Source organism: Kastovskya adunca, from assembly GCF_059505785.1.
On sequence record NZ_JCACLG010000052.1, the window covers coordinates 42,110 to 68,028 of the forward strand.

General features: G+C 45.4%; 11 protein-coding genes. 6 read left to right on the forward strand and 5 right to left on the reverse strand.

Translation table 11 applies throughout. The features are described 5' to 3' along the window. Positions 1-40: 40 nt before the first annotated feature. Positions 41-7,114, forward strand: a complete 7,074-nt coding sequence (locus tag AC5JR3_RS20105) for an ATP-binding protein (RefSeq protein WP_495848342.1) — start codon at positions 41-43, stop codon at positions 7,112-7,114. A gap of 106 nt (positions 7,115-7,220) precedes the next feature. On the opposite strand, the gene AC5JR3_RS20110 is transcribed toward AC5JR3_RS20105, so the two are convergent. Beyond that, the gene (locus AC5JR3_RS20110; protein WP_495848343.1) at positions 7,221-7,955 is read right to left on the reverse strand and encodes a glutathione peroxidase; all 735 of its coding nucleotides are present in this window, start codon (positions 7,953-7,955) and stop codon (positions 7,221-7,223) included. Between the two features lie 534 nt (positions 7,956-8,489). Between AC5JR3_RS20110 and AC5JR3_RS20115 the strand changes: the two genes are divergently transcribed. After that, positions 8,490-9,446: a hypothetical protein gene (locus AC5JR3_RS20115; RefSeq protein ID WP_495848344.1), complete on the forward strand. Its 957-nt coding sequence runs from the start codon at positions 8,490-8,492 to the stop codon at positions 9,444-9,446. Between the two features lie 180 nt (positions 9,447-9,626). Here the strand turns inward: AC5JR3_RS20115 and AC5JR3_RS20120 are convergent, their stop codons facing one another. From AC5JR3_RS20120 to AC5JR3_RS20130, 3 genes are all read right to left on the reverse strand, one after another. Further along, a complete protein-coding gene (locus AC5JR3_RS20120; protein WP_495848345.1) occupies positions 9,627-12,461 on the reverse strand; it encodes a tetratricopeptide repeat protein in 2,835 nt (944 codons plus the stop codon). Positions 12,462-12,752: 291 nt separating this feature from the next. Next, positions 12,753-14,813, reverse strand: coding sequence for an ABC1 kinase family protein (locus AC5JR3_RS20125; RefSeq protein WP_495848346.1), 2,061 nt, complete (start codon positions 14,811-14,813; stop codon positions 12,753-12,755). Between the two features lie 49 nt (positions 14,814-14,862). Then, the gene (locus AC5JR3_RS20130; RefSeq protein WP_495848347.1) at positions 14,863-15,027 is read right to left on the reverse strand and encodes a hypothetical protein; all 165 of its coding nucleotides are present in this window, start codon (positions 15,025-15,027) and stop codon (positions 14,863-14,865) included. Between the two features lie 64 nt (positions 15,028-15,091). Between AC5JR3_RS20130 and recN the strand changes: the two genes are divergently transcribed. The 3 genes from recN (at position 15,092) to AC5JR3_RS20145 (ending at position 22,351) form a co-directional block, all read left to right on the forward strand. After that, positions 15,092-16,954: a DNA repair protein RecN gene (gene recN, locus AC5JR3_RS20135; protein ID WP_495848348.1), complete on the forward strand. Its 1,863-nt coding sequence runs from the start codon at positions 15,092-15,094 to the stop codon at positions 16,952-16,954. A 229-nt stretch (positions 16,955-17,183) separates the two neighbouring features. After that, positions 17,184-19,811 (forward strand): GAF domain-containing protein, encoded by a 2,628-nt coding sequence (locus AC5JR3_RS20140; RefSeq protein WP_495848349.1) that lies wholly within the window; start codon positions 17,184-17,186, stop codon positions 19,809-19,811. A gap of 227 nt (positions 19,812-20,038) precedes the next feature. Then, positions 20,039-22,351: a CHASE2 domain-containing protein gene (locus tag AC5JR3_RS20145; protein WP_495848350.1), complete on the forward strand. Its 2,313-nt coding sequence runs from the start codon at positions 20,039-20,041 to the stop codon at positions 22,349-22,351. 88 nt (positions 22,352-22,439) lie between these two features. Here AC5JR3_RS20145 and glgP read toward each other — a convergent pair whose 3' ends face one another. Further along, positions 22,440-25,019 (reverse strand): alpha-glucan family phosphorylase, encoded by a 2,580-nt coding sequence (gene glgP / locus AC5JR3_RS20150; RefSeq protein WP_495848351.1) that lies wholly within the window; start codon positions 25,017-25,019, stop codon positions 22,440-22,442. A gap of 752 nt (positions 25,020-25,771) precedes the next feature. Here glgP and AC5JR3_RS20155 point away from each other — a divergent pair. Then, positions 25,772-25,888: a photosystem II reaction center protein I gene (locus tag AC5JR3_RS20155; protein ID WP_495848352.1), complete on the forward strand. Its 117-nt coding sequence runs from the start codon at positions 25,772-25,774 to the stop codon at positions 25,886-25,888. The last annotated feature ends 31 nt before the right edge of the window (positions 25,889-25,919 follow it).

Consider the following 25,919-nt stretch of genomic DNA (forward strand, 5'->3'; position numbering starts at 1 on the left):
TAATTTATAAAAACCGTACTTTTTTCTGTTCAAATCAACCATGGTATTTACTATTCCTGGCTACACACTTGTAGCCAAAATCAACGAATCTATTCATACTACTGTTTATCGAGGATACGATAATCAAACTCAAAAATCTGTCATTATTAAAACGCTTCGGAACGAGTATCCAGGCTTAACGGAACTTGCCAAATTTCAACAGCAATATGAACTGGTTAAAAACTTAGATATTCCTGGAATTATCAAAGTATTAGACCTAATAAATTATCAAAACTCTTTAGCTCTAATCATAGAAGATATTGGTGGTGAGTCCCTTAACTATATTCTGAAAAATCAGCCTATCCCCCTAGAAGAATTTTTGCGACTTGCACTCCAGATTACTGAAACCCTGGGGCAAATTCACCAAAATAATATTATTCATAAAGACATTAAGCCCAAAAACATCATTATCAACTCAGAGGGATTAGTAAAAGTTACCGACTTTAGCATCGCCTCTCGTTTATCAAGAGAAAACCCCATTATCCGCAATCCTAACTTCCTTCAAGGCACCCTTGCCTATATGTCACCAGAGCAAACGGGGCGAATGAATCGAGCAATCGACTACCGCACCGACTTTTATTCCCTCGGTATCACCTTCTACGAAATGCTCACCGGAGAAGTGCCATTTCAGTCTAACGATCCGATGGAATTGGTTCACTGTCATATTGCTAAACAACCCATACCCCTCCAGAATTTAATTCCAGTTCCGCAGGTGGTATCTGACATTGTCACAAAACTACTGGCAAAAAATGCAGAAGACCGCTATCAGAGTGCTTTTGGGATCAAAGCTGACCTAGAAGCCTGTTTTACCCAATTACAAACAACGGGAAAGGTTGAAAGCTTTTCCCTGGCTAGACAAGATATCTCTGACAAATTTCAGATTCCGCAAAAACTTTATGGGCGAGACGCCGCCGTTAACTCTCTAATCGCTGCTGTTGAACGAGTTAGCCTTGGCTCAACCGAAATGGTGCTAGTTTCTGGTTTTTCCGGGATTGGCAAGTCGGCTTTGGTAAATGAAATTCAAAAGCCTGCTGTCAGAAAAAACAGTTACTTTATCTGGGGGAAGTTTGAGCATCTTAAGCGCAATATTCCTTACAATTCGCTGATCCAAGCTTTTCGAGAATTAGTACAACAACTCCTCACAGAAAGCGAAAAACAAATCGCGACCAAAAAAGCCCAGCTATTAGAAGCTCTTGGCACGAACGCCCAGATAATTGTCAATGTTATTCCTGAAATTGAATTAATAATCGGCAAACAACAACCTGTACCAGAACTGGGAATAACAGAATCACAGAACCGATTTAATTTAGTCTTTCAAAAATTTATTAACGTTTTTACCACGAAAGAACATCCCTTCATTCTATTTTTAGACGATTTACAATGGGCAGACTCTGCCTCACTGAAATTAATTGAGCTGTTGATGACAGACTCAGAACGACATTATTTATTAATGATTGGGACTTATCGTAAAAATGAAGTAAGTGCGGCTCATCCTTTAACTTTAATTTTAGAAGAAATTAAAAAAACTAACTGCATATTTAATAATATTGTTTTAGATCCCTTGACAATTGAGGACATCAATTGTCTGATCGCTGACACCCTGAAATGTGACCAGGAAAAAGCGATGCCCCTGGCTGAGTTGGTTTTAGATAAAACAAAAGGAAATCCTTTTTTCTTAACTCAGTTTTTGCAGTCGCTTTATGACGAAGAACTTTTATATTTTGATTTTGCAGCTCTTAAAGATGAGGGAGTACCGGGAGAGTGGAAATGGGATTTAGCTCAAATTCAAGATAGACAAATTACAGATAATGTTGTCGAATTAATGGTCGGCAAAATTCAAAAATTCTCACTAGAGACACAAACCGTTTTGAAGTTTGCCGCTTGTATCGGTAGCTCATTTGATGTACAAAGCCTTGCAGCTACTTTTCAAAAAACGGAAGGTGAAACTGTTAATGCCCTTTGGGAGGCTATTCAAGAGGGATTGATTATTCCTCTTAAAGATTCTTACGATTTGATTTATATTGGTAATCAAAATCTAGACTTTAATGATTTTACAATCATTTATAAATTTCTTCATGACCGTATTCAACAAGCGGCTTATTCTTTAATTCCAGAATCAAACAAGCAAAAAATCCATCTTCAGATTGGACAAAGGCTCTTAGGCAAAATTAATATTGATAATTTGGAAGACAATGTTTTTAATATTGTTAATCATATAAATTTTGGCATCTCTCTGATTATTGATCGAGACGAAAAATATAAAATTGCTAATTTAAATTTCATAGCGGGAAATAAAGCTAAATCCTCAAGCGCTTATGAATCCGCTTTAAACTACTTCAGAGCTGCTTGGCAATTATTAGCAGAAAATAGCTGGAAAAATCACTATGATTTAACCTTTAATTTGCATGTTGAACTTGCTGAGTGCGAGTATTTGGCTGCCAATTTCGATGAAGCAGATCGCTTATTTTCTAAAATCTTACTTTGTGCTAAAAGTAATCAAGACAAGGCGAAGGTTTACTGTATAAGAATGCAATTGTACACAACGAAGGGGAACTACAGAGAAGCAATTGCACAAGGAAAGAAAGGTTTAGGTTTTTTTGGTATTTATTTACCAGAAGACGTCGCAGAAATTCAAATGGCAACCCAGTTAGAAATTGGACAGGTAAAAGCAAAACTGGATAACAGGAAGATTGAGACATTAATCCAGTTGCCAGAAATGTCTGAACCGGACAAGATTGTAATAATAAAGCTTTTAGGTGAGTTGAGCGCACCTGCCTATTTTTTTAATCCGAGCTTATTCTTTCTAATCGTGTTGAAGATGGCTCTGATTTCCTTGGAGTATGGAAATTCAAGAGTTTCTTCTTTTGGTTATGTGACTCTAGGGATAATTTGGGGCGCAAGATTAGGTGAGTTTGAATCTGCTTATGAGCTGGGTAGATTAGCTGTAGCCCTTAATGAGAAATTTAATAACGTTAGTTTAAAAAGCAAGATAAATTTAGTATTTGGTGGCTTTATTAATTATTGGCGTAAACACCTAAAAACCGGCATCGAAATTTTACGAGAGGGCTATCAGCTGGGGCTAGAATGTGGTGATTTAGTCTATGCTACTTTTTGCCTGGGTGTCATTATTAGACAGTTGCTAATTTTAGGAACTCCACTAGATGAAGTTTATAAAAAGGCTTCGCAATATCTGACATTTGCTAATCAAAATAAATATAAAGATCAAACCTATTATTATATAGTCACTCAACGATTAGTTTTAAACCTAAAAGGAAAAACTAAAGATTGTTTTAGTCTGAGTGATGATGATTTTTCTGAAAGCCAGTTTGTGACGGAGTTAGAAAGAAGTAGCAACAAAAATGCTCTTCACTGGTACTACGTTACTAAAGCCAAAATTTTATATTTATTTGAAGATTATAATGCCGCTCTGGAAATGGCAATTGCCTCAGAGCAGATAAAATCGGTTTCACTGGGACAAGCGCAATTAGTAGAGCATTATTTTTACTATTCGGTTATTTTAACGGCTGTTTTTGAGAATGCTAGTGTTGAAAAAAAAGCAGAATATTGGGAAACCTTAACCCAAAATAAAGAACAGCTAAAAATTTGGACTGATAACTGTGCTGAAAACTTTCAGCATAAATATTTATTGGTAACAGCGGAGATGGCGAGAATTTCCGGGCAAAAGCAAGAGGCGATGCAATTATACGAACAAGCGATCAAATCGGCGAGGGAAAATAAGTATATTCAAAAAGAAGCGATCGCCAATGAACTAGCCGCTAAATTTTACTTAGCCGAAGGATTTGATTTAATCGCCAAAGCCTACTTTACAGAAGCCCAGTACGGTTACACAAAGTGGGGGGCGATCGCTAAAGTCAAAGCCTTAGAGGAAAAATATCCCCAGCTTGTTTCCAGCACCTTGAGCCAAGAGACAACTGAGGCTGAAACGATTGGTAGCACCTCCGTTAGCAACTCAGACGTCTTGGATGTCACAACAGTAGTCAAAGCCAATCAAGCCCTAGCGGGTGAAATAGTTTTAGATAAACTGCTGCAAAAACTAATGCAGATTGTGATTGAGAATGCTGGCGCTCAAAAAGGCTTTCTGCTTATAGAAGAATCTGACAATTTAGTCATTGCCGTTGAGGGAACTGTTGAGCAGGATGAGATAAAAATTCAACCTTTCCCGAAGGTAAAGCAAAGTCAAAAGATTTCTTCTGCCATTATTAACTATGTAAAAAGAACACGGATTCCTTTAGTTTTAGGGAATGCAGTGGAGGAAGACCACTTCCGTTTTGATCCCTATATTTTACAATACCTACCTAAATCGGTTTTATGTACTCCAATTATTAAACAAGAACAGCTAATTGGTCTGCTCTATCTTGAAAATAATTTGACTCCCAATGCTTTTACCCAAGATCGACTAAAAGTTTTGGAACTCTTATCGTCTCAAATTGCTATTTCTTTAGAAAATGCCAAACTTTATGAAAATCTAACAAGCTTAAATACAGAACTTTTACAAGAAGTTAGTACTCGCAAAAAAGCTCAAGCGCGATTGCACGAGAGTGAAGAACGCTTTCGCGCGATCGCCGAAACTTCTCCTCTCCCAGTAATGATCAGCCGCGTATCTGATGGCTCAATTGTGTATGCAAATCCAGCCTATGGCTCTACTATGGGCTTATCTGTTGAGGAGTTAGTTGGTCGCAAGACTCCAGACTTTTACTACAACCCGATAACCGATAGACCTCCGCTTCTAGAAAAGTTGGCGAGAGATGGCTCTCTTCAAAATTACGAATTACTGACAAAGAAGGCAGATGGCACCCCATTATGGATCGCTCTATCTGTGCGTCCGCTAATATTTGATAGCGAACAAACGTATCTCAGCGCCTTCACTGACATTAACGATCGCAAGCGAATCGAAGCCCTCAAAGATGAGTTTCTCGCCAACACTTCTCACGAACTCCGCACCCCGCTCAATGGCATTATTGGCATTACTGAGTCGCTGCTTGATGGTGTCACAGGCGAACTTCCCCAGAAAGCGATCGCCAATCTTTTAATGATCGTATCCAGCGCTCGTCGATTGTCAAACTTGATTAACGACATCCTAGATTTTTCCAAACTCAAACATGGAAATCTACCACTGAACATCAAGCCAGTGGGGATGCGAGAAGCCACAGAGATGGTGCTGACTCTCAGCCAGACTTCAATCAACCAGAGACCTTTACAGCTTGTTAATAAAATTGATCCAGATACTCCACCTGTTGCGGCGGATGAAGACCGAGTGCAACAGATTCTTTATAACTTGATCGGCAATGCAATTAAATTTACCGATACTGGAACTGTTGAAGTTTCGGCTGAGATTGTTAGCGATCGCCACTCACTAGCAGACGAAAAAAATCATTTAGCAATTACTGTTTCTGATACCGGAATCGGCATTCCCTCCTCGCAACTAGAAAGCATTTTTGAATCCTTTGAACAAGTCGATGGTAGTACAGGTAGAGCTTATGGAGGAACAGGACTGGGTTTAGCGATTACCAAGCAGTTAGTAGAATTGCATGGTGGGACAATTGGCGTCAAATCTACCCTTAACGTTGGTTCCCAATTTACCTTTACTTTGCCACTAGCGGCGGATGCCGAATTTACCAAAACATCTTTTTCAAGAACCCCAACCCTACAAACACTACAAGAGCCATCAAAAACACTCGCCTTAGCAATCCAAAGCCCCTCAACTCAGACAAGAGTTTTTCCCACTCTACCCAATAAAACAGCGGCGAGCAGTGAACTGACAATTTTGATTGTGGATGATGAGCCGATTAACGTGCAGGTGTTGGTTAACTATCTTTCAGAGCAAAACTATCATTTAGAACAAGCGTTCAGTGGTATGGAAGCTTTATCAATGATTGAGCAGGGACTAAAACCTGACTTGATGCTAATTGATGTGATGATGCCCCGGATGACGGGGTATGAAGTTAGCCAAAAAATCCGCGAACAGTACTCTCTTGATGAATTGCCAATTTTAATGCTAACTGCCAAAAATCAAGTCTCAGATTTGGTAGAAGCATTTAATTGTGGAGCCAATGATTATCTAGTTAAACCGATCCTCAAGAATGAACTGCTAGCGAGAATTAAACTGCATATTCAGCTAGCAAATTTAGAGGCATTACGGCAGGCAGAAGCACGAGAACGAGAAAAAGCAACTCAGTTAGAACTCGTTTTGAGCAAACTGCGACAAACTCAAGCACAGCTTATTCAATCTGAAAAGATGTCTAGTTTAGGGCAGTTAGTAGCAGGGGTGGCACACGAGATTAATAATCCCGTTACTTTCATTTATGGCAATCTTGACTATGCCGAACAATACTCTCAACAGTTGCTTCATTTGTTGAGGTTGTATCAGCAATACTATCCCGATCCTGTACCAGAGATTAAAGCAGAAGCTGAGGCAATAGAAATAGAATATATCAGCGGCGACTTACCAAAAATCATCGCTTCCATGCAGATGGGAGCCGAACGGATCAATCAAACCGTAGTTTCTCTGAAGAATTTTTCCCGGCTTGATGAGTCGCAAATGAAACGGGTAGATATTCATGAGGGAATTGATAGCACTTTGGTGATTTTGCAGGGTCAACTGAAAGGAAATAATACTCCAGAGATTAAGGTGATTAAGGAGTATGGCGACCTGCCCAAAGTAGAGTGTTATCCCGGTCAGCTCAATCAAGTATTTATGAATATTATCGCTAATGCGATTGATGCTTTAAGAGAGATACTAGTAACGGACAACGAACAATCAATACTAAATAATCAAACCCTGGCAACCCCAGTTATTAGAATTACCACCTTACTGACAGATAATAATACTGTGCAAATCCGAATTGCTGATCAGGGCCCAGGGATGAATTCGGAGGTGCTGGCGAAAATTTTTGACCCCTTCTTTACAACAAAGCCTGTGGGTTCTGGAACTGGCTTGGGGTTGAGTATCAGTTATTCAGTGGTTGTGGAGCGTCACGGGGGTCAGCTTTCTTGTCAAACTGCACCCGGAGAGGGAACGGAATTTATAGTTGAGATTCCACTCCAGCAAGGATAAAACCCCGTGTTAGAGGAGGAGCGATCGCTCCCCTTTCGTGAACTAAACAACATGCGATCGCTCACCCACTTTCATCTAGGTGAGCAATCCCCCTTGCCAACTCTATCTATCTAGCACCTAGGTACTCTGCGAGCTTCTCAGAACCGCCAATTAACTTGCCATCAACAAAGACTTGGGGCACTGTATCTGCTCCGCTGACCGCCCGCAAAGAGCGCATATTGGCATTCTTACCGACAATGATTTCTTCGTAATTTAAGCCATGCTCCTTCAGCATCTCCTTAGCACGCCCACAGAATGGGCAACCCTCTTTCGTAAATAGAGAAATAGTTTTAGGCTTTGCTGCCCCAGGGTTAATGTATTTGAGCATAGTTTCTGCATCAGAAACCTTGAAGGGATCGCCTGGCTCTTCTGGCTCAATGAACATCTTTTCAATTGTGCCATCCTTCACCAGCATGGAATAGCGCCACGAGCGCTTGCCAAAACCTAGATCCGCTTTATCAACCAGCATTCCCATCCCTTCAGAAAACCTACCATTGCCATCGGGAATCAAAGCGAGATTTTCTGCCTCTTGAGCCTTTGCCCATTCATTCATCACAAAGGTATCGTTGACGGAAATGCAGACAATGTCATCCACTCCGTTTTCTTTAAACACTGGAGCCAACTCGTTGTAGCCCGGTAGGTGAGTCGATGAACAGGTTGGCGTAAATGCACCGGGTAAAGAGAAGACAATCACCGTTTTACCTGCAAACAGGTCATCTGTGGTCACGTCCATCCATTCATTGTTATGACGAATTCGGAAGGTGACATTGGGGACTCTCTGTCCTTCTTTATTAGGCAACATGAATTTGGCTCCTCAGTTGGTTAAGTGTTACGCATTGTAATTGTAACTCTTTAAAGCGTAGTCATTATGAGTATGAAATGTCAATACAAAAAATAAAATCTGAAACTTCCGACGGAGACTGAGTTGTCTAGGAGTATCTTTGGTTTCGCTCCAGATAGGAACTTAATGCATGCCCCAACGGCTGGGACTTGACTATGGCAGTGTGTGAGGGGGGAAGGAAAGAAAATCTCATCCTATACAAGAAGCGATCGCTCTTTTCGTTGCCCAAGAGGGGAGATGCGATCGCAATTCTCTTTATGTGAAAATTTGCCTACAAAATTCAATATTTTAGAAGTTTTAATGAAGTTCTGGTTGCCGTACTTGACTGCTTCACAAATACTAGCCTTCAATAGATTTAACGTATGTTAAAAGCTACAAAGCTAGAGTGTAATTGCATAGTAGTTTCAGGAAAGAGTAAGAGGCGATCGCGTCCATTAAATCTGAGCTGATTTGTACGGTCACTAGTCAGCGTTACTAATTGTCTAAATAATTTTTATGTTTGACAAGCAAATGTTCAAAATTAACATCAAAGAAATAGAATCTGTAGCTTCTACGTTTCAAGAAACAGCATCAGGAGTTGTGTCGGCTACTCAAAGTGCAGTATCAGAAGCGTTCTCAACGACGCAAGAAGCTGCGAGTAATGTAATAATTGAGGCTCAACAGGCTTCTAGCTCAGTCGTTGGTGCTGCAACAATTGCTGTACAAGAGTCATTCAAAGTTGCTTACAACATTAAATTTGAAAACTTACCTCAAAACTTGCAACTGAAATTTGCGCGAGCTGGAGTACGCGAAGGTATTCGCAATTTTCAAGAAGCTGCTAAAGTCTATGAGACGATTCCAGCTCAAATTCGCGCTCAAGGACATGAAGCGATTCGCGAGTTTTGCAACGATAAAGATTGGAGCCATATAAAAGCCCACGTCAACGGTGGAGGAGCGGAAGCTTCAAATGGGGTCTTCGAGAACTTCCGAATCAACCGAGCTCGTGGTGGAGTTGATATGACTCCTGAAGAACTTGCAGCAGCACGTAAAGTACTTGGTGATGCAGCTTTCAAGACTAGTGTGCAGCAAGTGGCTGGAGCAGTTATTCAAGGTGCGCTGGTAGCAGCAGTTATTGAACTTGTATTCTCACTTTTGGAAAACTCGCTGTCTTTAGCTGAAGGTAAAATTACTCAAGACGAGCTAATTCGAGAGGTGGCAATTGCAACAGCAAAAGCTGGAGTTGCTGGTGGTGTAATTACAGGCATTTTGATGTCTATCTGTATGATTTTTCCACCCATTGCTGCCCTACTTGGTTACGCTGCCATCCCTCTTGCAATTGTTGGCATCGGATTCATGAGCGTTCGTGCTTGGGAAATCGTCAGCCGTGCCGATAAGCTTTTTGGAATTACTAAGGAATTAGAAAAATTTACACAGAATATTGAGCAAAAAGACTTAATATTTGACGCTATGTGATGAGCGATCGCTCTTTTCGTTGCTGAGGAGGAGCGATCGCATTCAGGCAAATCCCACTGTTGAGATTCCAGCCAGAGTTGGGAAAACGCCTCACCAACCAGTTGTCGTAGTTCTAATCTCATGATGGGAATATGCGATCGGCTGTAGTGCTATTTGTCTGAATCCTCTTCATTTAGGCACTTATCCTTTACCAAAACCTTTGGGCTTCTTCTTAGAGCCACCTTTCTTGGCTTTCTGTTTAAAATTAGGCAAGTCTGTTGCTGTGGAATTGAAGATTTGACTACGAAGCATAGCAAGACTTTCACGACAATCAACAGCATGAGGATGATCTGACATTAACAGTGGCTGATAAATTTTTAAAGCTTGCACCAATAGGGATTCAGCTTCGCTGTAGCGGCTCTGAAATAGATATAATCCTGCCATATTTTTCAGAGATTGAGCTACATCAGGATGATTCTCTCCTAGCAAATATTTTCTAAGTTCTAATGCCTTGCGATGCAAGGGTTCAGCTTCCTCATAACGGTTTTGAACGCAGTAAAGATATGCTAGGTTATTTAAGCTAGTTGCAGTATCAGGATGTTTTTCACCTAGTAGGCGAATGCGGAGTTCTAGGGATTTTTTGTAAAGAGTTTCTGCTTCAGTGTAGCGCTTCTGAGATTCGTACACATTAGCTAGACAGTTCAAACTTTGAGCTAAATTAGGATGGTTTTCACCTAGGAAGCGTTTGTTCAGTTCTAAAGCTTGTCCATACAGAGATTCAGCTTCAACATAGCGACCTTGAGATTCATAAAGTGTACCCAGATTAGTAATATTTAGAACCAGATCAGGATGATTCTCTCCCAGCAAGCGTTTTCCTAGTTCCAAAGCTTTTACGTATACAGGTTCAGCGTCATCATAACGACCCTGAGAATAATATAGAACTGCCAGAGTATTCAGGCTGGTACTCACAATGGAATGCTCCTCACCTATTAGGTGTGTGCCCAGCTCTAGAGCTTGCAGACAAAGAAATTCAGCTTCGCCATAGCGACCTTGAGCGTAGTACATATTTGCTAGGTTGTTCAGGCTCGCTACTATGTCAAGATGCTCATCTCCATATAGACGTTTGCGGAGTTCCAAAGCTTGCCTACACAGGGATTCAGCCTCGCTATAGTGACCTTGAAGGTGATAGACATTTGCCAGGTGGTTGAGGGTGGTTGCCACGTCGGGATGCTCCGCTCCAAAGCGAGCTTGAGAAACAGATAGACATTGCTCAAACCAAGGTTCTGCTTGTGCATATAAACCTTGATGTTCATAGAAGCTGCCCAAACCAATAAAGAGCCAAATTAAAAGCTCATCAATTATAAAGTCTGTTAAATCTCTATCTTTGGCTACCTCTATTACATGAGGTATTAAGGGAGCGAAGTCTTTAATCTCTTGCCAAGTGGACGATTTTGGAATTTGAACTGCCTCTGCCACTATCGTTGTTACGAACCATCCCTTAAAATCATTGACCTGAGTTGGCTGTTCTCGCTTCTCTCGAAAAAACTCTCGAATCAACTGATGTACCCGATACGTGTTCTTCCCTGTACGCTGTAATAGGTTGAAATACACTAACTCATCTCTGGCTTCTTCCAGGATATCTAGGTCAATTTCCTCTTCTTCTGAGGAGGGCATATTGCTGTAAGCCAGTTTCACCAAATCCCAAGGAATATCAGCCGAGGCAAACAAACTGAGTAAACAGCCCAAAAATTGAGCATCTTCATCTAATCGCTCCCAACTCAACTCAAAGGCGTCAGCTACCCCCAGTCGAGCAGTCATCATCGAGTCAGCTTCGAGAACCGATCTGTGCCTGAGCCGCTTTTTCTCCAGTAGAGACAGCATTGCCTTAAGCGACAAATCCGGATCGCGTTCCAGATAGCGCCCTACCAACTCCAACCCCAAAGGCAAATAGTCCAGCCATTGACAGAGTTGTTCAGCAATATCTGATTCCTGTTGAATTCGTTGAACGCCAACTAGCGACGTTAATAAATCCAGTGCTGCCTCTGGTTGCAGTTTATCGAGCGCTAGGTGTTCTACAGGTCGCCCCAACTCTTCCCGCGTTGTGATCAACACCTTAAACTGGGATGATTCCGGCGGCTTATAAGGATTTACCTGTTGCCTGTAGTTGGTGACATCATCGATAACAATCAGCCAGTCTCCCGGTTGCCAATTTCGCCAGCAGTACTTCAGTTGAGTTGGTAAATCCCAATCCTCCGGCGGGTTCAGGTTTAAGAGGCTACGCGCAAAATTAACCAGTTGAATCCCAACATCGCCATCTCTGGCATCAACCCAGCAAACACCACCTGCACCATCACCCAAACTCTGTAAATGTTGCCACGCATATTGAATCGCCAGTTCCGTTTTGCCAACGCCGCCCATGCCTACAATTGCGGCAATTGTCAGCTTATTCTGTTGTTCTGTCCCCTTGATAGGGTGAGTAGAGGGAGTCAACAACTGACGCAGCCTTTCTAGTTCGCGATCGCGCCCGAACAACTGCACTGCACCACTGGAAGGAATATTCTCGTAATAATTATCCTTGCCATCATCAACAGCACTATTTCCAGGGAAGAGAAAATTTAGAGCAGCATATCGTTGCGGCAACTCTTCCAACTTCACCCGATTTACTGGTTCCTCAATCTGAAGCGTAGTGTCGTAAATCCAGAATTCATCGAAGTTGCAGAGGACAACAAATCGAGGCTGGGGTATTAACTTGTCCCAATATTCAAAAACTTGTTGATGGTGTTTTTCAAGCTTCTCACCACGACTCTTCATTTCCAGTAGAAGCCGTGGACGCCATACTAAGTCTGCGAATTTTGTGTGCTGCCCTGGTGACTTAACCCTAAACTCCGTCTGTGCTCCCGCCTCCCTGCATCCCTTATGTCCAAAAGCTTTGAAGAGGGCTTCGTAGAAAAACTGATCTTCACCCTTTTCATCACCTTTGAGGGTATAACGAGCATAATTAACGAATTCTTTGATTTTGCCCAGCGTATCCGTCATTGCACGACTTAAGGTTTTTGTCCTGCTAGCACCAAACCACCCTAGATTCCAAACAAAGCAGCACGAGAGTAATTTTTATCGCCTACCTTCTTTCCAATCTTCCCCACATAGTAGCTGAACTAAATTCTTATCAATAATTGCTGATGTTGATTTTTGAGTGCAACCCTGTACCAGAGGTTTAGTACTTCGACGCCCAAATGGCTCTGAATCCCATCAGATATTTTCTACTCTCCCCCATCAAAAAAAGGGGAGAGACTAGTGATGGGCTTTCACTTTTCAGCCCATCTCCTACTACTGAATTGCCGCCGCAGGTGGCAACACTAACCTAGGTGATGTCCCGGTTTTTCTGTAACGATTCTGCGGCACCTCTGGGGGGGCATCCTTGAGGAGGGTTTCACGGATTAGGCGGGCGATCGCCTTTTGGGCTAAACCGTTAGCAATCTTTTGTCCCATGCGTTGTGTTTCCGGCTTGAGTAGTAACTGGGGAATAATTGGCACCAACTGCATAGGATCGAAGCCAGGAGTGTCTTTAAGGATTTCCCAAATTCGTTGAATATGCTCTGCTGTCTGCGCTGTTTCTGGCGTTCTATTGGGTGTCTCGTTAACCGCCAATCCTACGCGTTCCCGCAAGGAATAGGAGACATTGTGCAAGGTACGACGCCCCAGCAGATCAATGGCTTTGACAATTTCATCGATTAAGGGTTCGCGGATGAAAGTACCGCGTTCAGAAAACAGAAAATCCAACGTTTGATTGAGAGTCTGATTGAGGTCAAAATCCTGACCGCTGGAAGCATTGCGGAGGAGGTTCTCCAAGCGATTCCAGCGAAATTGCCCCTCCCGGAAGAGTAAGTCCCTCAGAGAAGCCCGGAGTCGGGGAGAATCGTCAGTTAAGAGTCGCTTAGCGACATAAGGATAAGCCTTACTCAGTACTTTGAACTCGGGGTCAACATTGATGGCAATCCCTTCCAAGGTCACGAGGGAGCGAATAATCAGCGCATAGTAAGCAGGTACCCGGAAGGGATACTCGTACATCAACTCTGATAGCTGGTCAGTAATGCTTTTAAAGTTCAGTTCCGCCACACTGGCACCCAAAGCATCGTTAAACACATTGCCTAGGGCAGGAATAATTGGGGTGAGGTCAGTGTCTGGGGTGAGAAAATCTAGATTTATATAGTCACGGGCTAAACCGGCGAAGTCACGATTTACTAAGTGAACCACTGCCTCAATCAATCCGTAGCGTTGATAGGGCTTGACTTCGCTCATCATGCCAAAGTCGATATAAGCCAGCTTGCCGTCCGTTGTCGCTAGCAAGTTACCCGGATGGGGATCGGCGTGGAAGAAGCCATGTTCCAACAACTGCCGCAGGGAACATTGCACCCCTACATTAATCAGGTGCCGTGCATCAATGTTTTGCTCTTTGATGGCTTCCATGTTAGTGAGTTTTGTCCCCGCCACCCATTCCATGGTGAGAACGCGACGCCCAGAATAGTCCCAGTAAATGCGGGGAACGTGGACATCTTGCAAGTGCCCGTAAAGCTCGGCGAAACGCTCGGCGTTTTGTCCCTCATGCTGGTAGTCCATCTCTTCAAAGATGCGACTGCCAAATTCGTCCATGATCGCCACTAAATCGCTTCGCACCTGCTTGAGGTTATTTTGCGTCCACTGCGACAAGCGCCGCAGGATATAAATATCGAGGGCAATTCGTCCGGCTAATCCTGGTCGTTGTACCTTCACCGCGACGGTTTCGCCTGTTTTCAGTTTGCCTTTGTAAACTTGTCCCAAAGAGGCAGCCGCCACAGGTTGGGGAGTGAGTTCCGCGTAAATCCGATCCGGGCGATCGCCTAATTCTTCTTCAATAAATTGATACGCCAGTTCGTTGGGAAACGGGGGTAACTGGTCTTGTAGTAGGGCAAGTTCTTCTAAGTAAGCGCTGGGTACTAAGTCAGGTCGGGTTGAGAGCGCCTGCCCCACCTTAATATATGCCGGGCCGAGGTTGGTCAACAGCTCCCGCAATTGAATCGCTCGTCGTCGCCTATTTTGAATGTCTCGATTTGTGAATTTGTCCCACCGTATACCCACGACAAACCAGAGAAATCGCGAGATAATCTTGATTAATCGAGCCAAAACCTCAAAGGGACGCCGCCGATAGTAGGCTTCGATCTCTACAGGGTCGTAGCGCAATGCGGCTGGCTCAGCAACGGTAGCTGCCTTAGGGGGTGCTGCTGGGAGCGGCATTGAATCTAACTCATACAGCTCGGCTACTGACTCGGCTGGCACGGGTGTAATCGGCTCCGTGACAATAACTGATGAGTCTGACCGATGAGAATTTTGAGAAACGGTTTTGGGATTCATAAATGTAAGGTTCGACGAGGGCGACTCTGTAACATATTGTAACGTCAACTCAGATTGGCACTACTTCCAATTCCGGCGGGTGCGTGCCTTGTTGATGCCATAAATCGCCCTCAACTGTAAAAATTAGGGTGTGCTGGCAATTGGCTACTAAAACTACACTTAGTTGGGATAGTCGGACGCGATCGCATTGGGTGCTGATATCATCAACACTCATCCTTTAAAAGTATTCACTGAGTCAAACAATTCTTGCCTCTTCCCTCAGTCGTGAATTTTATTCCATGCTTCTCTCTCTACGAATTAATAATTTTGCGTTAATTGACCAGTTGGAACTAGACTTCGGTGCCGGATTGAACGTTTTGACTGGCGAAACTGGTGCAGGTAAGTCGATTATCTTGGACGCAATTGATGTTGTCTTAGGTGGAAAAGCCAGCTCGCGGTTTATTCGCACGGGTAGCCAACGGGCAATGGTGGAAGCGACATTTCGTGGCGATCCGGCATTGCTGGCGTGGTTGAGCGAACAGGAAATTGAACGGCTAGATGAAGAATCAGTGGTTTGCAGTCGCGAGTTGGCAATTGGACAAAGCAGTTTGCGATCGCGATCCCGTGTCAATGGCGTCTTAGTCAATCGGCAACTGCTGGAGCAATTGCGCGATCGCTTAGTAGAAATCACCGCCCAAGGTCAAACGGTGCAACTCATGGCTCCCGCCCTCCAACGCGGTCTGATCGACCTCTACGGGGGCACTGCCACACTCCAGCAGCGAGAACAGGTCGCCGCCGCTTATCTCACCAGCCAAGAAGCCCTCAACACCCTAGAGAAGCGACGTCAGTCCGAGAAACAACGCTGGCAACGGCTGGATTTACTAGAGTATCAAGCCAAGGAACTCGGAACCATCCAGCTCACCGATGCCGACGAGTTAGAACAACTAGAACACGAACGCCAGCGCCTCAGCCACGTTGTAGATTTACAGCAACTTTCCTACAAGGTCTATCAGGGACTTTACCAAAATGATCAGGGTGGTACCGCCTGTGCTGACTTGTTAGGAGATGCGGAAGCCACCTTAAGCGATATGGTGCGCTATGACGATCAGTTGCAGCCCTTACTAGACTTGGTAAATGCCGCCCTTGCCCAGGTGGTAGAAGCCAGTCATCAAATTAATACCTACGGCGATGGCTTGGAAACCGATCCCGAACGGTTGCAAGAAGTGGAGGAGCGCATTGTTGCCCTTAAGCAAATTTGTCGCAAATATGGGCCAACCTTAGCCGAAGCGATCGCCTATTACCAACAAGTGCAAGCAGAACTAGCCCAACTGCAAGGTGCGGGTGAATCCTTGGAGGATTTGGAAAAACAATACCAAGTTTGTCTAGAAACCTTGACAAAAACCTGTCAGGAACTGACGACATTGCGGCAACAGGCGGCAGCAAAACTAGAATCGCATCTCGTTGGGGAACTCAAACCCCTAGCCATGGAAAAGGTGCAGTTTCAGGTGCAAATTACCCCGATTCAGCCCACAGCGACAGGAGCCGATCAAGTCACCTTTTACTTTAGTCCCAACCCTGGCGAACCCTTGCAACCCCTTGCTGCCACCGCATCGGGCGGGGAAATGAGCCGATTTCTACTTGCCCTCAAAGCCTCTTTTTCCAATGCCACCGATACATTGGGAACCCTGATCTTTGATGAAATTGATGTAGGAGTTTCTGGACGAGTTGCCCAGGCGATCGCCCTAAAACTCCATCACCTGAGTTTCCAACACCAAGTCTTGTGCGTCACTCACCAGCCGTTGATTGCCGCCATGGCAGACCGACACTTCCGCGTTGATAAACAAGTGATCGACCAAATTCCCGTACCCACAACCACAAAAAGCCCTACCAAAGGCAACGACAAAACTGACCCACAGGAGCCAATAAATCCCGACCGCCTCACCCGATGGGACGGACAAAGCCCCACCCAGCAAGAAACAGAAACCTTAGCAATCGATTCACCACTGCTTGAAACCCGGACAGTCGTCCGAGTAAGACTCTTAGACACGCATCTGACTCGTCGAGAAGAAATCGCCCAACTAGCGGGGGGACACTCTGCCACAGAAGCGATCGCCTTTGCGGAATCGCTCCTCACCCAAGCCGCAAATCAGCGTCAAAACTAGAATCTAGGGGATGTTCGGGAAAACCCTTTCCCCTGCCTCCCCACTCCCAGCATTTAACGCGTTTGCAGCCCTTCAAGACTTTGTTAAGGTAGTGTCGGGCTAAGTCCAACGAGTAAACTGAGAACAACAGTGGCATTTGCTCACTAGGCACAACAAATCATCGTTAAATTTGTAAGATGTTTAGGAGAGCAAAGAACGTAATCCCATCCCCATCCTCAGAGAATGAGATATGACAGCTGCATCTCCAAAACGTTCTGCCTTCGATCATCGTGAAACGACAATTGATGTCGTCGTTGAAACTGAAACTACAAGCGTGCCTCAACCAAATTCCTCAACTGGCGGTGCCTTAACAACGACGAAGGGCACTTTTTCTGCCTTTTTAGCACCCCTGACAAAAGACACCTTCAGACGAGTAGTCTCAGATGTAGAAGGCAAGCTCAAAGTTGTCAATCAAACCCTATCAATCCTAGACAATGTCCTTGAAAGTCAGGGGTTTGATGCGATCTTAGATGAGATGCTGCGTTCCATCACCCTCAAAACTGGGGAATTGCTAGGAGCTGACCGCACAACCATCTATTTACTAGATGAAGAAAAAAACGAGCTATGGTCAATTGTTGCCAAAGGCAACGACGGCGCTCCCTTAGAGATTCGGATTCCTGTTGGTAAAGGAATTGCCGGAGAAGTCGCAGCAAGCAAAGACGCGATACATATTGACTACGATTTCTATGATGATCCGCGCTCATTTGCCGCCAAAGAATTTGATAAAAAAAATGGGTATCGCACCTACACAATGCTGGCGCTACCTCTGTTAAATGACAGCCAGGAATTAGTAGCAGTTGTCCAATTAATTAACAAACTCAAATCTCCTCACGACCCCGAATTTCCCTTAGGGGAAAAGATTGATCAAAACGGCTTTACCGAAGTAGACCGCCAGCTATTTGAAGAGTTTGCCCCTTCTATTCGCCTGATTCTAGAGTCGTCGCGCTCTTTTTATAAAGCCACTCAAAGACAGCGAGCGGCGAGTGCTCTGATGTCTGCGACTCGCTCCTTGAGTCAAGCGGGATTGGATTTGGAAGACACCTTGAAAAAGGTGATGGATGAAGCACAGCAACTGATGAATGCAGACCGCAGTACGCTATGGCTGCTAGACAGTGCCTCAGGTCAGTTGTGGACTAAGATTCCGATCGCGGGAGAGATGAAGGAATTTCGGATTCCTATGGATGCAGGCTTCGCAGGTCAGGTGGCGACAACCGGGGAACCGCTGATTATCCCCTTTGATTTGTACAACCATCCCAATTCGGAAACCTCCAAAGAAACCGATCAAAAGACCCACTATCGTACCTGTAGCATGTTGTGTATGCCCGTCTTCAATGGAGATGGGGAGTTAATTGGAGTAACCCAATTAATTAATAAGAAAAAACAAGGAGATTTTCCCGAATACAATCCCAAAGATTGGCCGAAGGCACCGGAGTGCTGGAATGCGAGTTTTAATCGCAACGACCAAGAGTTTATGCAGGCGTTTAATATCCAAGCGGGTGTTGCGCTGCAAAATGCTCAACTGTTTGCCACAGTGAAACAACAAGAGCAAATGCAACGCGATATGCTGCGGAGCTTGAGTAATGGCGTCATCTCGATTGACAACACCGGGAAAGTGATTGCCGCTAATGAAAAGGCGAAACAGTTGGTGGGGTTAAAAGCGGGGGCTTCCTTAGAGGGAGAAATGATTAGCGAGCTAGTCAAGATTAAAGAAGGTGACTTCTCCCGGTGGTTAAACGATGCTTTAGAAGCGGTTGATGATAAAGCTCGTCAGCAGTACTATCCCGACCAAACCTTACTCTCGGCGGTGGGCGTTGAGCAGCATAGTGTAAATTTGTCGGTCAACTCCATTGCCGATGCATCGGATGCGAGCAATGTCTATGGCGTATTGGTCGTCATGGACGATATCAGCGATGAGAAACGTCTCAAGAGTACGATGTATCGCTACATGACCCAGGAGTTAGCAGAAGAGTTACTGAGACTGGGGGATACCAAACTCGGAGGCGATCGCAAAGAAGTTTCAATTCTATTTTCCGATATTCGGGGCTACACCACCTTGACAGAGCAACTAGAAGCCGAAGAAGTGGTGCGTATGCTCAATGAATATTTTGAGTCAATGGTTGAAGCGGTGTTTGCTCACAAAGGCACCCTCGATAAATACATTGGCGATGCGATTATGGCGGTGTTTGGCTCACCCCTGCCCTTGAAAGACCATGCCTGGAGATCCGTGCAAACGGCATTAGACATGCGCCAACGCCTAGAAGAATTTAATCTATCTCGTCGCCAGGATCATAAACCCGCCATCCGTATCGGGATTGGGATCAACTCCGGTACGGTGATTAGTGGCAACATTGGCTCTAGTAAGCGCATGGAGTTTACAGCGATCGGCGATGATGTCAACTTGAGTTCTCGCCTAGAAGGAGCCAGTAAGCAATACGGCTGCGACATCGTTATTAGTGAAAAGACCCTTGAGCTTTGTAGTCAAACGCTCAATGCACTTAAAGGTGGGCTGAGGGTGCGCGAACTCGACAAGATTATCGTCAAGGGCAAGACTCAACCCGTGTCAATTTATGAAGTCGTGGGACTCCAGTCTGACCCCATTCCTAGCGAGAAAGAAGACGCCATCGAGCGTTACCATAAAGGTCGCCAATATTACCTGCAACGCAAGTTTCGTCAAGCCTGGAATGAGTTTGCCTTCATCGTTGAGGAAATTGATTTTACTGACAAAGCAGCAAGATTGCAGATGGAGCGGAGTCAACATTTTGTGAACAATCCCCCAACTGAGGACTGGGATGGGGTTTGGACGTTAACCCAGAAATAGACAAAAATCATCGGTGACTACTAGAGAAGGCATGATCGGGGGACTCAACGTTAGGCAGAAAATTCAACGTTTTCTCCGGGTAACGTTAATCTGTAACTGCAAGCGCTAATATCAAATCAGCCTCAATTGTTCTCAATTTTCCCTGACCTCTACCCGTATCTACTATCCAAGGGTGACAACGAGCAACAACGTTACAAATCAGATGCGATCAACCGAGGAGTGAGGAGTTGACTCAACACTCAGAACGGACTAAGTCCCGCAGCCCTAACGAACCGCAAAACACTACCTTTGAGCAAAGCCAAAGACCAGCTTTCTCTAAGAAGTTATGGTCACGCCTCAAAGGTTCAGGGGCGGCTATTTTCAGGAACCCTGCCCTCTTGACGAGTCTCGCCGTCACGGGTTTACTGCTGGGTGCCCGACAGGTAGGGATTCTAGAGCCGTTGGAGCTAGCTGCCTTTGACCAGTTGGTGCGACTGGAACCGATCCAACCTCCCGATCCGCGCATTTTGGTAGTCACCATTACTGAAGAAGACCTTCAGTCTCAAGGCAAATGGCCCCTATCTGATGCAGTATACGAGCAACTTTTATCGAAGCTAGAGCAGTATGAAGCGAAAGTTATTGGTTTAGATATTTATCGGGATTTGGTCTTGGAGCCGGGTCATGCGGATTTATCTAAGCGCTTGCAGCAGCAGTCTAATATTGTTACTGTTTGTAACTTCACAACTAACAACGATGCGGGCGTCCCTCCCCCGAAAACTGCCCCCTTACCGCAAGTTGGCTTTAGTAATATCCCAGTTGATCGAGATGCAGTAGTCCGTAAAGCGTTACTCTTTGCCGATCCTGCCCCTAATGCTGTTTGTCCTACCAGCACCTCCTTCAGCTTTCAGATAGCACAAAAATACCTGGAAGATCAGGGAATTTCTCCCCAATTAACGGAACAAGAGTATGTTCAGCTGGGGCAAGCTGTCTTCAAGCCTCTAGAAGCAAATACAGGAGGCTACCAGAAAGCGGATAGTAGAGGCTACCAAATCCTCCTCGACTATCGCTCTCCTAGCGTGATCGCCCGCACGGTCACCTTATCGGATGTATTTTCCGATCGCCTTGATCCTAGTTGGGTGAAAGACCGCATCGTCATTATTGGCTCGACGGCACAGAGTTTAAGAGATAATTTCTACACTCCCTATAGTGGGCGATCGCAACGCTACGACAAAATGCCTGGGGTCATCGTCCACGCTCAGGTAGTTAGTCACCTTCTCAGTACCGCCTTGGATGGCAAGACACCCTTTGGGTTTTGGCCAGAGTGGCTAGAAGCTCTAGGGATTTGGGGTTGGTCGCTGACTGGTGGCATCCTAGCTTTCCGACTGCGGCATCCCATTCGTCTGCTGCTCGGAGAAGTCACTGCCCTATCACTCTTATTGGGAAGCTCCTGGATACTATTTTTAAACGCGGCATGGGTACCTGTCGCTACACCACTTATAGGATTGCTCGCCTCCAGTGCGGGGGTCGTTGCTTACTTCAAATACAAAGAGCAACAAGACCACGCTGACATTGTCGAAAAAGTCAAAGAACAGGAAAGAAATCTAGCTTTATTGCAAGCTCTCTTGAAGGAGACAACGGAGGTAGCACCGGAAGCAACAGGGCTGTCAACCATTGAACAGACGGGTATGTCCTCTGATGACGCCACTGCCATTTTGACGGAAAGTCAGCAGTTGACCCTCACCAAACCCAGCTATCATCTGCTGGCTGGACGCTACAAAAGCCTAAGTGTTTTGGGTTCGGGTGGGTTTGGTCTAACTTATATGGCAGAAGATACCCAGCGACCGGGTTCCCCGACTTGTGTGATTAAGCACCTAAAACCGGCACGTCGCGACGAAAGATTTTTGCAGATTGCTAGACGTCTATTTCGTGTAGAAGCCGAAATTCTCGAAAAACTGGGCAATCATTCACAAATTCCCCATTTGCTCGCTTATTTTGAAGAAAAAAAAGAATTTTATCTAGTAGAAGAATTTGTTGACGGTCATTCCATCAGCGACGAGTTGCCCGTCGATAAGCGCTTACCGCAAGAGCAAGTCATGCAATTAGTTCAGGATGTCTTGGAAATTCTGCTGTTTATTCATAGCCACAACGTTATTCATCGCGATATCAAGCCCACTAATATGATTCGTCGTGCTAGCGATCATCGCGTTGTTTTGATTGACTTTGGAGCGGTTAAACAAATGCAACCGCAAGAATCATCGAATCCCGAAGAAGAATATACAGTCGCCGTTGGTACCCGTGGCTATGCTCCCCCAGAGCAATATGCCGGACATCCCAACTTTAGTAGCGATCTGTACGCTCTAGGCATGATTGGGATTCAAGCCCTCACAGGTATTCATCCCCAGCATCTGCCACGCATAGCGAATACAGGCGAGCTGAACTGGCGTCATCTCACGAGCGCTCAAGACAAATTTCTCGATATTCTCGAAAAGATGGTGCACTATCACTTCGCTGATAGATATCAATCCGCAACAGCGGTGTTAGAAGAGCTGCTGCGGATTTAGAACTTAGCGAAGCGAATTTTGTTTGTTTGATGGAGTGTTAGGGAGCCGGGGAAAATAGACTCCTATCACCCCATCTCCTGATCTCCAGTTATGCCCAGAGAACCAAACCGGGTTCGTAGAGACTGGAGAGATTTTTGTGTTTGGGTAACACACGCAAAGAGAGTCCCTGTAAGCCACTGGTGTTGTAGATAATATCCGCCGTGTAAATACAGTGAGAGCTGTCCTCCCCTTGGTATTCCATCACGACGGGGATACCGTTAACAATTTGTCCATCAGCGTTGACGGCTCCTTGGTAGAGTTCTACCTGGATGTCATCGGGGCTGAGTCCAGCGAGGTTAATGCGAGTTTTGACAGAAACAGATTGGTTAACTTTCAACTCGTCAGAAGCCGCGATATCCACCGCTTCGATTTTGATGTCGAACCAATGCTCGAACAACTGCCGCTTCCAATGGGCTAGTGCCTTAGCCGGTGCGTAGTTATCGCTAGTCATGATGGCGTAGCGATCGCTAGTTGGGAAATACCCCCGCACGGCATAGTCCCGCAGCATCCGTGAGGTATTGAAATATGGACAGTTAAGTTGAATTGCCGCCTTCATCTTTGCCACCCAGCCACGAGGAATTCCTTCCCCATCACGGCTGTAGAACAAGGGGACAAGTTCCTGCTCCAACAAATCGTACAGAGCATTTGCTTCTACCTGGTCTTGGTAATCTTTATCTTCATAAATTTCACCATTTCCAACGGCCCAGCCAGTGCGAACATAATCCGCCTCATCCCACCAGCCATCGAGGACGCTCAAATTTGGCAGCCCATTCATCGCTCCCTTCATCCCAGAAGTGCCTGAGGCTTCTCGTGGACGGCGGGGCGTGTTCAGCCAAACATCACAGCCTGCAACCATCAACCGCGCCACATGAATATCGTAGTCAGGAATAAAGACCACGCGATCGCTTAGTCCTTCTTCTCGAATTGTGTGAATAATCTGGCGGATTAATTCTTTGCCGGGAGTGTCTTTGGGGTGGGCTTTCCCCGAAATCACAAACTGCACCTGCCGATCTTTATTAGCGCGGATGATCTGCTTAATCCGCGCGATGTCATACAAGAACAAGTTCGCCCGCTTATAAGTAGCAAAGCGACGTGCAAAACCAATAGTTAAGACACTAGGATCGAGCAATTCTGCCGATTCAGCAACTTCTGCGGGGGAGGCTCCTCGCAAGCGCCGACTCTTCGCCAACCGTTCCCGAACAAACATCACTAACTCTGAGCGACAACGCTCGTGGTTGCGCCACAATTCCTCATCAGGAATCGTACTGATCCGTTGCCACAAGGGGTCAGTGCTGCCCTTATCTGACCACTTCGGGCCCAAGTAGCGGTCGTACAGCTCTTGCAGGGATTTGTGAACCACACTGCGGGCATGAACACCATTGGTGATCGCAGTGATTGGCACCTCCTCGATTGGCAAATCCTTCCACAGCCCCTGGAACATGACTCGCGATACTTCCCCGTGCAACTGGCTGACGCCATTGATAAAGCTGGCGGTTTTAATTGCCAGCGCTGCCATGCTAAAGGGGGATTCCAAATTGCCTGTGTCTTCCCGTCCTAGGGCAAGAAATTCTTCTTTCGATAAACCGAAGATGTGAGCGTAATGCCCAACGTAGTACATCGCTTTGTCGGGAGGGAACAAGTCAAACCCAGCTGATACAGGCGTGTGAGTGGTGAAAACTTGTGTAGATTGCGCGACTTGTTTGGCTTCGTTAAAGCTCAGACCTTCTTCCTGAATCAGCTTGCGGATGCGCTCCAGAATCAAAAAGGCAGAGTGTCCCTCGTTGAGGTGATAAACCGTGGGTTTATATCCCAAAGCTTGTAAGGCGCGGACACCGCCAATTCCCAGCATCATTTCCTGGTGAATCCGCATATCCAAATCCCCACCGTATAACTCATCGGTGATGTCATGGTCGTAGGGATTGTTTGGCTCAATGTTGGTGTCGAGCAAATATAAAGGTACAGTTCCCACCTGCACGCGCCAGATCCGAGCGTAGACGGTGCGTTGGGGATAATCTACAGCAATGCGTAGTTCTGAACCATCAGGATTGCGCTCTAGGTGCAGCGGCATGTTGTAGAAGTCGTTGCTGGGGTAGCGTTCCTGCTGCCAACCATCAACATTGAGATACTGGGCAAAGTAGCCCTCCTGATAAAGCAACCCGACAGCAACGAGGGGCAAACCTAGATCGGATGCTGACTTGAGGTGATCTCCAGCCAAGACGCCTAAGCCACCAGCGTAGATAGGTAGGCTATCGACCAAACCATACTCAGCACAAAAGTAAGCGAAGCATTCCTTCTCTGGTGCCCCGTCGTTGTTCCCAGCCGCAGCGCCACGATGCTTGCGATACCAGGTGCGCTCGTTGAGGTAGTTGTCTAGTTGGTTAGACGCACGTTCTAGGTGTGCCAAAAACCCATCATCTTCGGCAACTTCCTGTAGTCTGTCTTGGCTAATGGTTCCCAGCATTAACGCCGGGTTGTGGCGTGTCGAATCCCATAGATCGCGATCGAGGCGTCGAAATAATTCTTTGGTTTCAAAATTCCAATCCCAGTGAAGGTTGTAAGCCAGCTTCCGTAGAGGTTCGAGCTGCGGAGGCAACTGAGGAGAAACGTTAAATGTACGAATTGGCTGCATAGAGCACTAATAATTGTTCAGTTTTCACATCGCTATTGTGTACTCATCGACGCGGGATCTTTGCTTTTTTTAATACTCTTTTTTATGATGGGCGGCTGGATGCATCTTCTCACAAGCAATTCACTGTGCATAGCTAGCACTCCGGCGTAGCTTTTTTCCGCCATTTCACGGCATTTGATGCCTAAGAGTAATTCAAGGCATTTACCCCGCATTTTCCTAACTTGTTGGTGCGGGACTGTGAGAAATCGTGATAAGTCTTAATCCGATGAGTGTTTCTAACTGTAACAGCAGTCCGTCAGCAATGGTTGTTTTAAGTAGGATGGCACTGACTTAAGCGGCAAATAGTTGTTCTTGAGAAAAACCCAGCTTGGGGGGCTTCCCTCCAAACCCCACTCTTGGGATGAGTGCCTCCCCCAAACCCCCTGCACAAGGTTTGAGCGGTTGTGATGAATTTCTTAAATCGGTGTCATTCGTTTTAAGTACAAATGCTTAATTTCCTGCTAAAAATATTTAGTGGGATAAAACCTGTAAAAAGCCTGGTGTAATCTACTGGGAACGTCGCCCGATGCGATCGCGTCATTGCTGGCTATCCAAGTTCTGCTACGACAGGCAAAAATAAGTCTCTGAAGTTTGGCAGTGGGTATAGGCTCCTAAACCAAAAAGGCAGCCGCCTTTGGGTATGATAAGAAAGCTGTCGGGTCTTTAATAATCCTCAAGACCATTAGCACTTAGTACTCAGCGGAGATATCGCTATGCTGACCCTTAAGATAGTTGTTTACGTCGTCGTTAGCTTCTTTGTTGCCCTGTTTGTGTTTGGCTTTTTGTCAAACGATCCGGCTCGTAACCCAAAGCGTCGGGATTTGGAGTAAATAGCAATCGCTTCATCATCCCTGAACATTA